7 protein-coding genes are annotated in these 12,873 nt (G+C 67.6%); 3 read left to right on the plus strand and 4 right to left on the minus strand.

Features of this window, described 5'->3' with window-relative positions; all coding sequences use genetic code 11:
- The first annotated feature begins 57 nt into the window (after positions 1-57).
- Positions 58-1,344, plus strand: coding sequence for a glycosyltransferase family 87 protein (locus tag HG543_RS12800; protein WP_169345016.1), 1,287 nt, complete (start codon positions 58-60; stop codon positions 1,342-1,344).
- On the opposite strand, the gene HG543_RS12805 is transcribed toward HG543_RS12800, so the two are convergent.
- A complete protein-coding gene (locus HG543_RS12805) occupies positions 1,341-3,176 on the minus strand; it encodes an ABC transporter ATP-binding protein (protein WP_169345017.1) in 1,836 nt (611 codons plus the stop codon). The genes HG543_RS12800 and HG543_RS12805 overlap by 4 nt on opposite strands.
- On the minus strand, positions 3,173-6,271 hold the full coding sequence (locus tag HG543_RS12810) for a hypothetical protein (RefSeq protein WP_169345018.1): 3,099 nt from the start codon (positions 6,269-6,271) through the stop codon (positions 3,173-3,175). The genes HG543_RS12805 and HG543_RS12810 overlap by 4 nt, the downstream gene beginning before the upstream one ends.
- 632 nt (positions 6,272-6,903) lie before the next feature.
- Here HG543_RS12810 and ffh point away from each other — a divergent pair.
- Both ffh and HG543_RS12820 read left to right on the plus strand, forming a co-directional pair.
- On the plus strand, positions 6,904-8,550 hold the full coding sequence (ffh, locus tag HG543_RS12815; protein ID WP_169345019.1) for a signal recognition particle protein: 1,647 nt from the start codon (positions 6,904-6,906) through the stop codon (positions 8,548-8,550).
- A 452-nt stretch (positions 8,551-9,002) separates the two neighbouring features.
- Positions 9,003-10,976: an Ig-like domain-containing protein gene (locus HG543_RS12820; RefSeq protein WP_169345020.1), complete on the plus strand. Its 1,974-nt coding sequence runs from the start codon at positions 9,003-9,005 to the stop codon at positions 10,974-10,976.
- 65 nt (positions 10,977-11,041) lie between these two features.
- Here the strand turns inward: HG543_RS12820 and HG543_RS12825 are convergent, their stop codons facing one another.
- Both HG543_RS12825 and HG543_RS12830 read right to left on the minus strand, forming a co-directional pair.
- Complete coding sequence (locus HG543_RS12825; RefSeq protein WP_169345021.1) at positions 11,042-12,139, minus strand: TIGR04552 family protein; 1,098 nt, start codon at positions 12,137-12,139, stop codon at positions 11,042-11,044.
- Between the two features lie 136 nt (positions 12,140-12,275).
- Complete coding sequence (locus HG543_RS12830) at positions 12,276-12,773, minus strand: toxin-antitoxin system YwqK family antitoxin (RefSeq protein WP_169345022.1); 498 nt, start codon at positions 12,771-12,773, stop codon at positions 12,276-12,278.
- Positions 12,774-12,873 lie beyond the last annotated feature (100 nt).

A 12,873-nucleotide genomic window follows, 5' to 3' on the forward strand; every position in this document is an offset into this window, starting at 1 on the left:
GTACCTCGCGGCGGGGCCGCTGTTCCGGCCCAGGTGGGGCGGCTATGTTCCGGCGGGATGACGCCTCCTCCGCACGCGCCCCCGGCCGCCGCTCCGCTCACTGGAAGCCCCAAGCCCTCGGGGAGGACAGCCACCCTGCCATGGGGCGTCCTGGCGCTGGCGGCCGCCCTTCACCTGCTGCCACCGCTCCTGTTCAGCCTGTTCCTCATGCCGCCGCCCATGGCCGAGGCCCGCGGTGACTTCGGCGCGTACTACTACGCCCTGCGACTGGCGCTGGAGGGTGGCAACCCCTACGAGCTGGAGCAGCTGCGGCAGTTCAGCGGCCTGCCCCTTCCTCCGTTCTTCTACCCGCCGCCCTTCCTGCTGACGCTGGTGTGGAGCCTGGCGCTGCCCATGGAGGCGGGCTACTTCGCCATGTTCGCCCTCAACGCGCTGCTGCTGCTGGGGGCCTTGTTCCTGATGCGGCGGTCGTGGGGCGTGGACTGGAAGCTGGCGGCGCTGGTGGTGGCCACCTTCTTCCCCCTCTGGGACAACCTCATCTGGGGACAGGCGAACCTGCTGCTCCTGCTGCCAGCGCTCGGCGCCATGGTGGTGGCGGAGCGGCGTCCCCAATGGGCCGGCGCGCTCCTCGGCGTGGCCGCCGTCATCAAGGTGGTTCCCGCCCTGCTCCTGCTCTACTGGGTGGTCATGCGCAACTGGCGCCCCCTGGTCGCGGCCGCCTTCGCCGCGGTGGGCCTGTCGGTGCTGACGCTACCGCTGGTCGGCCTGGACGTGCAGTTCGCCTACTACGCACAGAAGCTGCTGGGCCTCGCGGCGGGTGACCTGAAGGGGCTGGGGCTGTGGGTGCCCATCACCTCCGAGTACAACCACTCCGTGGTCTGCATCCTCAGCCACATCTGGCCGGGGCCGGACGGCTTTCGTCCCGCGGGCATCGCGAAGCTCGGCTCGCTGGCCGTGACGGCATTGCTGCTGCTCGGCTGGGGCCGCTGGGTGCGCAGGGGCTGTGCGCCCCACGCGGCGCTGGCCGCGCTGCTCGGAATCGCCTCCATCGTCACCACCTATTCCTGGGAGCACCACCTGGTGCTGGTGCTCCCCGCGGCGGTCCTCGCGGCCCACGGCGGCACCTCGCGGTGGGGGTTCGGCGTGCCCTACGCGTGCATGGTGTTCCCGCTGGGGCTGTTCATGGCCGTGGCGCCGGCGCTGAATCAGCACCTCGTCGCCTCGGTCCTCCCGTGGATCTCCGTGGGCAAGCTGCTGGGCGTGGTCGTGCTGTGCGAGCTGTGCATGCGCGCGCATTCACCCGCCCGCGCGCAGGCGGTGGACGCCCTGCCCGCGGGGGCCTAGCGGTAGCGGGCCGCCTGCAGCTCGTACATCGCCGCATAGCGGCCGCCCGAGGCGACGAGCCGGTCGTGCGGCCCCTCCTCGACGATCTTCCCTCCCTCCAGGACGAGAATGCGGTCGGCCATCCGCACCGTCGAGAAGCGGTGGGAGATGAGCACCGCCATCTTCCCGGCCGACAGCTCGCCGAAGCGGTTGAAGACGTCCAGCTCCGCCCGGGCGTCGAGCGCCGCGGTCGGCTCGTCCAGCACGAGAATCTGCGAGTCCCGCAGGTAGGCCCGCGCGAGCGCGATCTTCTGCCACTCGCCGCCGGACAGGTCGAGCCCGCCGTCGAAGCGGCGCCCGAGCATCTGCTCGTAGCCGAGCGGCAGCCGCTCGATGACCGTGTTCGCCAGGCTCTTGTGCGCCGCGTTCATGATGAGCGCCTGGTCGTCACGCCGCTCGATGCGGCCCACGGCGATGTTGTGGGTGGCCGTCATCTCGTAGCGGGCGAAGTCCTGGAAGATGACGCCCACCTCGTGCCACAAATCGTCCAGGTCGTACTCTCGCAGGTCGACCCCATCCAGGAGGATCTGCCCGGCCGTCGGGTCATAGAGCCGCATCATCAGCTTCACGATGGTGGTCTTGCCCTGGCCATTCTCTCCGATGAGCGCGATGCGCTCCCCCGGCGCGAGATGGAAGCTGACGCCCTGGAGGATGGGCTCGGAGCGGCCCGGGTAGCAGAAGGTGACGTCCCGGAACTCGAGCCCCTGGCGGATGGGCCGCGGAACCCGCAGGGCGCGGGGACCGGAGCGGATGCCCGGCTGGAGCGCGAAGAACGACAGCATGTCCCGGGTGTACAGCGACTGGTCCGCGATGCCGGCGGCCGTCACGGAGAGCTCCTGGAACGTCCGATTCGCGCCCGCGATGGCCGCCGCGAGGAACGTCAGCTCGCCCACGCTCAGCTCCCCGCGCGCGGCCAGGTAGATCACGAACGCGTAGGAGCCGTAGTAGCCGAGCGAAGCCACCACCGAGAGCAGTGACAGGCCGGTGAGCGCCCGGGCGGACAGTGAGACGACGTCGTCCAGAATCTCCCGGGAGAGCGTCTCGTACCGGCGCATCAGGAACGTGCTCAGCCCGAAGATCTTCAGCTCCTTCGCGCTCTCCTTGCTCGCTCCGAGGTGCCGCAGATAGTCCAGCTCACGCCGCTTGGGAGTGTGGAGGAAGTTCAGCGCGTAGACGCGGGCTCCGAAGTACGCCTCGCCCAGCGCCGCTGGCACCACGCACACGACGATGTTGAGGAGGATCCACGGGGAGAAGACCAGGATGCCCAGGCAGAGGCTCACCGCCGTCACGGCGAGCTGGAGGAAGCGAGCGATGGCGGAGACCATCACCAGCCGGTCGGTGGCCTGGACCCGCGCCCGGTCCAACTTGTCGTAGAAGGCCGGGTCCTCATAGGTCGCGAGGTCCAGCCTCGAGGCCTGCTCCATCAGCCGGAGGCTCACGTACCGCGTGTAGTTCTCCCGGAGCACGACGCTCAGGTAGTCGATACCCCGGTTGAGGAGCGCGGCCAGCACGGCGAGCCCGAACTCCAGCGCGACCAGTCCCCACAGCCGCTGCGTCATCACCTTCCCCGACGCCGCGGTGGCCACGACGTCGTCGATGATCCACCGCGCCACGACCAGGATGGCCAGGGGCGTCAGCGCCGAGAGCGTGCGCAGCACGAGGTGCGCGACCACGGTGCGGGGGCCCGACTCCCACACCATGCGCAACACCGGCCCGATGTTCTTGAGCGCGGCCAGCCGGCCTTCCCGCAGGACCTCGCTCTCCGGCTTCGCCGCCGGCTCCCGCGCGCTCATGGCATGTCCTTCGTTTCGTAGATCAAGGCCTCGACCCAGGCGAGCTGCCAGTGGTGGTGGAAGTGATGGATGAGGACCTCGTCACACGCCAGGTTGGTCACGGCCAGGAGGGCCAGCCCCCACTCCCGGGGCGTCCCCATGGACACCGCCTCGACCTTGCGCTGGAGCGCCTCGGAGGTGAGCCCCGGCACGCGCCGGAGCGCGAGCGCCAGGAGATGTGGCGGCGCCTCGGGCTCGAGCGCCGCGCCGGCCGCGGCCAGCGCCGCCTCGCCCAGCAACGTCGACGGAGGGAACCAGATGAACAGGGTGGGCAGGAGCTGCTCGGCCGCGGCGGCGGAAGTCGAGGGAGGCGCCCCAGCCTGCCGGACCTTCCCATCCCTGGAGAGGAGCTCCGTCCAGTGCTGGAGCGGAACCTGCTTCCGCGCGATGGCCACGAAGCTGGCGAGCAGCGACGGCGAGGCCAGTCGCTCGTGACACGCCTCGTCCCGCGACAGGTCGCTGGCGTCGTACCCCACGCGCAGCAGCCCCGTGCTCTCGTCGTGGAGCAGCCGGAAGTCCACCTCTTCCCGCAGGGTCCGGGCCCTGGCTTCGAGGGCTTCGAGGCGCGGGTTCAGCAGCGCTTCCCCGCCCTGGCTCTTCGCCACCGCCGCGCCGCCGGGTCTCGAGGCGCCCCGTGCGGCACGAAGGGCGCTCTCGATGACGATGAGCGCGGAAACCCACATCCCGCTCTCCGCCGTGGAGACGCGCCCGGTGTGCGCCGCGCCACGCTCGCCGGCGGTGGTGACGAGGAGGTGCCCGCGATGGCGCTCCAGAGCCTCGACGGAGGTCAGCGCCGACTCGAGCCGGTCGACGAGCGCACCGAGCGACAGAGCCCCCAGGTGGTATGCGCTCAGCGGTGCCAGGAGCCACAGAGCGGCATCCGTCGGGGCGGGCGGGACGGCCGCCTCCCGAGGCGCCTGCTCGTAACGCTCCCAGCACCTGTGCCCCAGCGCCCGGAGTCCCTCCACGGACGGGGCCGCCGGTGGAAGCGAGGGCCGCTCCCGGCGGGAGAACAACACCAGGGGCGCCCACGCGATGAGCATCGGGGCGGCCCAGACGAGCGCGCCCGGGTTCTTCCATGCCAGCGAGCCCGCGAGGACCAGGGTCAGCACCGCGGTCCCCCACACCTCCGGGAGCCTCAGCGAAGACACGGTCCGCACCTTGCGGCTCGTCTGCGCGTGCGTCGTCCAATCGAGGATGCGCGTGCGGTCCACGCCGAGCCGGTAGAGCGCGCGGATGATGGCGTCCATCACGATGCCGGTGAACGGAAGCAGGATCGCCAGCGTCATCAGCGAGCCGCGCAAGGTGCCGATGGCCCCGAATACCACGATGCGCAGGGCCTCCTTGAGCGAGGAGCTTCCAGACACCCTCCACAACATGTGGCGGACGCCCTGCCAGAGCGGGCGGCGGCAGAGCCACAGTATCGTGCCGAGCGTCCAGTCCAACGCGCTGCTGCCCCCGGGGCTCCACAGCCAGCCATAGGTGAGCACGAGCAGGGGGGCTGGGAAGGTGAGGCTCCTGCGCAGGTCGGCCAGCAGCCTCCAGCGGTCCAGGACCGACAGCGAGGTGCGTTCCCATCGTCCGTCGCGGGTCGGCACCCACGGCAGCAGCCAGGGCAGCAGTTGCCAGTCGCCACGAATCCAGCGGTGCCAGATGCGGCCGGCGCCCGCGAGGTCCGGAGTGAAGCCCTCGAACAGCCGGATGTCGTGGACGAACGCGACGCGCGCGAACATCCCCTCCAGCTTGTCGTGGCTGAGAATGGCGTTCTCGGGGATACGTCCTTCGAGGGCGCGGGAGAAGGCGGCCACGTCATAGGCGCCCTTGCCCAGGAACTCGCCAACGCCGAAGGCGGCCTGGGTCAGGCTGGGCTGGATGCGCCCCCGCTGCCGGACGAGTGACACCGGCCAGCCCCCCGTCGACAGCCAGACGGCCCTGGAGGGCCCGTTCTCCAGCGAGGGCTGGAGCATGGAGTAGCCGGCGATGACCCGGCGGCCACTCGCGTCGAACCGTGCCTGGTTCAGCGGATGGTGGAGCGTGGCGACCAGCTGGGCCGCGCTTCCGGGGATGAGGTGCGTGTCGGCATCCAGGGTGATGACGTACCGGATGGTGCGGACGAGCTCCGGAACGGGGCCGGTGTAGCTCGTGTCGTCCGCCCCCAGCACGAGCCGGTTGAACTCCTCCAGCTTGCCGCGTTTGCGCTCCCACCCCATCCAGCGGCGGGCCACCGGGTTCCACCGCCGCTCGCGATGGAGCCAGAGAAAGCGCGGCTGCTGGAGGTGTCCATGCCGTGCGTTGAGCTCGCGGATGCCTCGCTCGAGCTGCTCCAGCAGCTCGGACTCTCCCGGGAGCACCTGCTCCGCCGCATCGGGAAAGTCCGTCAGCAGTGCGAAGAACAGCTCCGGCGAGTCGTTGCCCTGGGCATTGATCTCGACGCGGCGGAGCTGCGCATCGATGTCCTCCGCGCTCGCCACCAGCAGCGGCGTGACGACCAGGGTCCGCGTCTCCGGAGCGAAGACCCGCCCGGGGTCCAGCCTGGGCAACCCCGGGGCGCCCTCCACCATGCGCTCGAGCACGGAGTCGACGATGTCCTGGAGCAACTCCAGCGCGGGCAGCACCAGGAGGGCCACCAGGATCAGCCGGTGCGACAGGTCGACGTCCCGGGCCGCGAGGAGCCGCTCCACCCCCAGGAGCACCGATGCCGTGAGCACGACGAGCGAGCCCACGTAGGCCCCCGCGGAATGCCGCCGCAGCGCCCGGACGAGGTGGGTGGTCACCGGAATACGACAGCCGAGGCGGGCCTCGAACCCCGGCCGACCCTCCGCGAGCAGCGCCATGCCCACATGCCGCTCGTGGGGGGCCGCGACGTCACGTTCCGCGCTCCACCGGACCGCTTCGTGAGCCACCTGGGAGGGCGTGCGCCCCGAGCGGGCCGCCAGCTCCGCACAGGCCGCGCGGTACCGCTCGCGCGTGGCCCCATCCATGCGGGCGTAGACCCCCGCTGGATCACCTTCGAGGATGGCATCGAGCGCCTCGTCCACCGGCGGACTCACCGGCATGAGGCGCACCTGCACGGGAAAACCGCCGTCAGCGGGTGGAGCGCCCCCGGCGCCCATGCCTGCCCCTGGACGTGCCGGAACCCCGGCGCGAGGACCACCTGCTCAAGACCGTTGCGCACCACGAGCCTCTCCGGGGTCCGAGAATTTCTCGAACCTCGACAATCCGAGGAGGGCGGGATGCTCCCCAAAACATGTTTTGAATGCAAGCAACGCCAGGCCATCAGAGTGGCCGAGCAGGGGACTCTGGGACTTCCCTTCGCGAGGCCGGACGACGTCCGCGCGGAGGCCCGCACCCGATGCCGCGCCATGTCAGCGCACGGAGAGTCTCAGAGCAGGGGGGGCGGCTGGCGGGTGCTCGGGTGGCCAGAGGGGAGAGGTCTCCGGTGGGTCGCCGGCTTGCTCTCTTTCGCCAGGGCGGCGGGCGTCAAGGAGGACGCGCTCGCGGCCGGTGCCCGGTGCCCGGGCGCAGGGGGACCGGGGATGCCCCAACCCCGCAGGAGTGTTGATGTTTCCAGGCCCCGAGGCTTGTTCCGCTCCGTTGCGGGGGTCCTCGGGCCCATCTCTCCACTGTTCGACGGCCCGGATGCGCTCCGCCGTCGCATCTCGCCCTACCCTGTTATAAAGCGCCCCCCATGCTTGAGACCGTCACCAAGGGCTTCCGTTCCGCCAAGAACCGCCTCGCCGGCAAGAGTGAGCTCACCCCGGAGCTGGTCGACGAGTCGCTCCGCGACATCCGCGTGTCCCTCCTCGAGGCCGACGTCGCCTTCGACGTGGTGAAGAAGTTCGTCGCCCGCGTCCGCGAGAAGGCCGTCGGTGAGGTGGTCCAGACGACCCTCACCGACAAGGCTGGCCAGAAGCGCAAGGTCAGCGCGATGGACCACTTCATCAAGATCTGCCACGACGAGCTGGAGGCCCTCATGGGCCCCGTGGACACGAGCCTCGCGCTCAAGCCCAAGGGCCAGCTGTCCGGCATCATGATGGTGGGCCTCCAGGGCTCCGGTAAGACGACCACCACGGGCAAGCTCGCCAACCGGCTCCTCAAGGAGGGGCGCAAGCCGCTGCTCGTCGCCGCGGACATCTACCGTCCGGCCGCCGTCGACCAGCTCAAGGTGCTCGGCGAGCGGCTCAAGGTCCCCGTCTACCACGAGCCCGGCCTCCAGCCGCCCGAGCTCGCGAAGCGCGGCTACGCCGCCGCCCGTGAGCAGAAGTGCGACGTGGTGCTCATCGACACCGCCGGCCGCCTCGCCATCGACGAGGCGCTGATGACGGAGCTGGAGTCCATCAAGTCCAACGTCCACCCGGACACGATCCTCCTGGTGTGCGACGCGATGATTGGCCAGGACTCCGTGCGCACCGCCGCCGAGTTCGACCGGCGCCTGGGGCTCGACGGCTTCATCCTCACCAAGCTGGACGGTGACGCCCGCGGCGGCGCGGCGCTCTCCATCAAGGAAGTCACCGGCAAGCCCATCAAGTTCCTCGGCATGGGCGAGTCGATGGACAAGCTGGAGGAGTTCCGCCCGGATGGCCTCGCGGGCCGCATCCTCGGGTTCGGCGACATCGTCGGCCTGATGAAGGACTTCGAGAAGGTCGTCGACGAGAAGAAGGCCGAGGAGGATGCCAAGAAGCTCCTGTCCGGCCAGTTCTCGATGAAGGACTTCGTCGAGCAGATCCGCATGGTCCGGAAGATGGGGCCGCTCAAGGACCTGCTGGAGAAGTTCCCCCTCTTCGGCGACCTCACCGAGCACCTCAACCCGGACGAGAAGGAGCTCACCAAGATCGAGGCGATGTACGACTCGATGACGGCCAAGGAGCGCCTGCGCCCGGACCTCATCAACAACAGCCGCATCCAGCGCATCGCCAAGGGCTCCGGCCGCAAGGTGGAGGACGTGCGCGAGCTGCTGCAGAAGTTCGGGATGATGCAGCAGGTGATGGGCACCATCGGCCAGAACCCGGGCCTGCTGGGCCGCATCCCCGGCTTCAAGCAACTGGGGCAGCTGTCGCAGATGAAGAACATGGACCTCTCCAGCATGTTCGGCGGAGACCCGAAGATGATGGAGAAGATGATGGGTGGCGGGATGCCCGGCATGGGCATGCCCATGCAGATGCCCCAGGTGGCCCCCGGCTACACCCCGCCCATGGGCCAGGCCGCCATGGCCAAGGCCCGCCTCATGGGCTACGCGCCTCCCTCCGCCGGCACCAAGCCCGAGGACCGCGACGCCATCAAGGAGCGCCGCAAGCGGGAGAAGGAAAACAAGAAGAAGAACCGCAAGAAGAAGTAGCTGGCGGCTTCACGCCCCTGTGGTGCCCACGCCCGCTGTCCCGGTGTCTACCGGGGCCGCGGGCGTTCGTGTTTCCGGAGAGTGGTCTCTTGGGATGGACCCCCCGTCCCGTGGCTTGGATGGGCGATGGGAGATGACGAGGAGGCCCGGCCCATGAGAGAGGGCCGGCAGGTCGCGAGGGCCCCGGGGCGAGAGACGCCCCAACGCTTCAGGAGAGGCGGCGTGGAACGCCTTTTGCGATGCGTGCCGGTATGCCCAGACTCCTACTCCTCGTTTCACTGACGCTGCTGTTCGTGACGTCGGCGTGTATCGATGTTCCGGAAGTGGTGGATCCTCCTGATGTTGGGGCGGATGCAGGCGCCCAATTCCCACCAGACGCGGGGCCTCCCCCGGATGGTGGGGCTGCTCCGAATCCCAGCTTTACGCTCGTTGTCTCGCCACACCAGGAGTCCATGTTCCAAGGTGAGACGAAGGATTTCCAGCTGTCCATCGTGCGCACGGGAGGATTCGCCGAGAGCGTGAACATCAGCCTTCTAGCTGCACCAGCGGGTGTGACCGCCCAACCTGTGAGCATCGCAGCAGGAACTACGACAGCGACGCTCAGGGTTGCTGTTTCGACCAACGCTGAACCTGGCAGCAGAACGCTGACCGTAAGAGCTGTCTCAGGCAGCTTGCATCATGATGCCTCCATTGGACTCAGTGTCGCCAAGCCCGGAGACCTCCTGGTGCGCTGGACCGCGCCCGGTGAGGCAATACGCCATGTGAAAGGCGCCATGGAACTCGAAGTCACGGTGGAAGGCGGCACAGCCGAGGCCGTGGAGTTGAGAAGCGACGAGGAAGTCTTGGTACGCCTGACGGCCCCCCCGTTTACCTACTCATGGGACACGACACAGGTCACCGAAGGTGAGTACCACATCTCTGCCCACGCAATTCGAGGTACTCAGGTCTTCTCGTCGTTCGAACGTACTGTGATTGTTGACCGCACCGCGCCCAAAGTCGAAGCCCGGGTGCCCGTTCAACACGATGGCAATGTGAGCGTTCGAGCCATCCTGGGCGTGACGTTCAGCGAGCCGCTCATGTCCACGACAGTGACTTCCTCTTCTGTCACACTGACAGCAGGTGGAGGTGTGGAGATCGCCCGGTTCGTGTCTCTTTCGGAAGATGGACGGCGTTTGACGCTTACCCCAGCGGCGCCCCTGCCAGCGCCGAGCACCATGATCGTGAGGCTGGGCACCAATGGGCAGCCCATCACGGATCTGGCTGGCAACCCCTTGGAGGTCAATGACATCTGGACCTTCACAGTTCCGGCATGGCTCTCGCTGGGAAGTGCCATCCATGCGCATCCAGGAGCAACGCCGACCGAGGACGTCGTGATGAAACTCGACTCCACTGGCCGCCCCATCATGGTCTGGACAGAGTCGGATGGCACCACGAAGAACGTCCATGTATCGCAATGGAATGGAGCCACTTGGACTCCCATGGGGTCCCCCCTGAGCGCATTGCCTGCGACGGGGACGGACGCTAGCCAGCCAGATATTTTGGTCACTCCGCTCGGTCAAATTATCGCCGCCTGGAGCGAGAGCACCAATACGGGCGTTGAAAAAAACATCTATGTTCGCGCCTTCAAGAATGGAGCCTGGGAACCGCTTCCGACGCTCCCGCTAAGAGGAGGCAGTGAGACATATGTCAGCGCCCCAAGACTGACCGCACTCCAGAGTGGGGCCATCCAGCTCTCTGCTGAGTACTTCAACGGGTCAAACCTCGAGGTGCGAGCTTTCGACCTGGCACCTGGTGCCTCCAGTTGGACCGCGCTCAACGTCCATACAACTGCGGAACAGTTCAGCAGACGCCCAACCGCGGTTTCCAGTCATGGCGCCAACTCGTTCACAGCCGTCAATTCCTACTTCGGCTCCATCGAGAGGCGGGCTGTCGTCGTGCTGAAGAATCACGCCGAGCAATTGGGAGTCAGGCTCCTCGCTGGCTCGGAAAACTCATCGGCGGATCATGCCTCAATCGCGATCAACGGAGAAGGCGCACCGCTGGTAGCATGGAATGAGGTGCCTGCCTCGAATGTCACCCAATCCAAGATTTACTTCACCCAATGGCTTTGGAGTAGTTGGGCATCTCCAGTCCTCGTGAGTTCCGGATCGACATCCAATACTCGGCCGGCGCTCGCAATGGGAGAGGATGGGCGACCCGTGCTTGCGTGGAGCGGCTTCGTTTCACCGGAGCAGGTCATCCTGGTTCACCGGCGCACTGGTGACGTCTGGGAGTCCATTGGCGCACCACTGAGTGCTCGTACAGGGGCAAGTACGCCTGGGCATAGCCCTTCTCTGGCTATTGGCCGAGACGGTCGTCCCATCGTGGCCTGGACCGAAACTGACGGCACGGCTCCAAGCATCTTTGTCAGCCAGCTCAACGAGTAGCGTAGGGGACGAGCGAGTACCTGGCGTCGGGAGCCGTGTCAGGTACTCGTGATTTTGCCGAGTCGTCACTCCTTGCGCGGCACGACCAGTCCTTGGCTGAGCCGCTTGAGCACGCGCTGCTTCTGGCGGCGCTTGTATGCCTCGTGCGCGTTCTCCCCCAGCTCGTTGATGCGGGCCGTCTCCTCATCGACCATCTGGAACTCCACGAGGGAGATGACGATGCGGCCCTTGCGCTGCCGCGTGTCCTGCTCCGGGGGCGGCAGGTACGCGTCCATGCGCACCGGGATGTCCACCACGAAGTTGAGCGCCCGGTAGGTGTTCCCAGAGAAGGCGTTGCCGCCCCGGTCCTCCCGGTCTTCGTAATCGCGGTCCAGGTGGAGCTGCGAGGTATGCGCCTCGAAGTGGGGGTTCTCCGCCAGCACCGACTTGAACGGGATGAGGGTGTTTTCCGTCTGGCCCGGCACCACCAGGTGGAAGGGGAAGAGCCGTTGCGTGAGGTAGTACAGCACCGGCAGCAGGTCCTCCCGCTTCCGTGTCACCACACGGAAGCGCGTCCGGTCATACACCTGCGCCGCCACCGTCTCCTTCTTCGCCAGCAGCTTGGTGATGAGCGAGTCGCGCGTCTTGATGGAGTGCGCGAACTCCACCACCGGCAGCCCCTTGGCCTGCATCTCCTGCGCGACGTTGAGCACCTTCTCCATCACCAGCTCCGCCAGCTCCGCCTCCGACACCGGGAGGCGGAAGAGGAGGTCCCGCCCCTCGATGTGCTGGATGACGTGCATCACCTTCAGCACGACGCAGGCGATGCGGCGGTGGCGCGGAGAGCCCTTCGCGCCCGAGGCGAAGAGGAACAGGTCGTGAATCTCCTCCGGCTGCGCCACCGCGTCCGCGACACGGTAGTTGAACGTCTTGCGCAGGTACTCCACCGCCTCGGCCAGCACTCCGCGCGCCCAGGCCTCGTCGTAGGGCCGGGAGACGTCGAGACCGTAGAGGCGCAGGAAGTTGTCCACCTCGTCGCGCTTCTGGAAGTGCATCCGGCGCCAGTCGATGACCGAGCCGCCGCGGAGGATGAGCCGGATGCGCTCCAGTTCGCGCAGCCCCATCCTCTCCACCGTGGGGATGGGGATGTCGGGCAGGACGGGAGTGAGGGAAGGCGCCTTCACACTGGGCTTCCTAGCCGAGCCCAACTCCAGGGGAAAGGCCCCGGAACGTACGAAGGCCCTCACCCCACGTTGGGGAGAGGGCCTTCTGTACTGCCGAGCGGCCAGGGGATGACCCGGTCGCCTGGGACCCGTCGTGCTACTTGACGGGGTGACCCGCCTTGTAGGTGACCTCGCTCACCTTCTGGCCGTTCTCGGCGAAGGCCACCGCAGTGCCCTCACGCTTGCCGCTGACCCACTGATCCACGAGCTTCTTCTGGCCAGTGACGAAGAACTGCGTCCGGCGACCGTGGTAATTGCCACCCGAGAACTCGATCTCCTCGGTCTTCACCCCGTTCTCGTCGAAGAAGGACCACACGCCGGACTGCGCGCCGTTGGCGTGCTGGCCGACGGCCTTCTTCTGGCCGTTGGCGTGGTAGCTGACGTAGGGGCCGTGGGCGACGGGCAGGTGCTGCTCGGTCTTCTGCTTCACGCAGAAGACGCCCCGGTCCGTCATGGTCGCTCGGCCGCCGAACTGCTTGGTTCCCGCCGGGCAGGAAAGCTGGATCTCCCCGTTCTGGTCTGCGGCGGCCCCAACGGCCGGAATGCCAAGCGCGAGAGAGAGAGCAACGACGTGGAACGACACGTTCTTGAACATGGTCTTCCTTCCTTCAGGAACTCAACGGCGCCTCGATACGCCAAGCATACGAACGCCAGGAGCCCAATTTAATTCAATGCTGCTCAGGACACCCCTACCG

The organism is Pyxidicoccus fallax (assembly GCF_012933655.1).
Taxonomy (GTDB): Bacteria; Myxococcota; Myxococcia; order Myxococcales; family Myxococcaceae; genus Myxococcus; species Myxococcus fallax.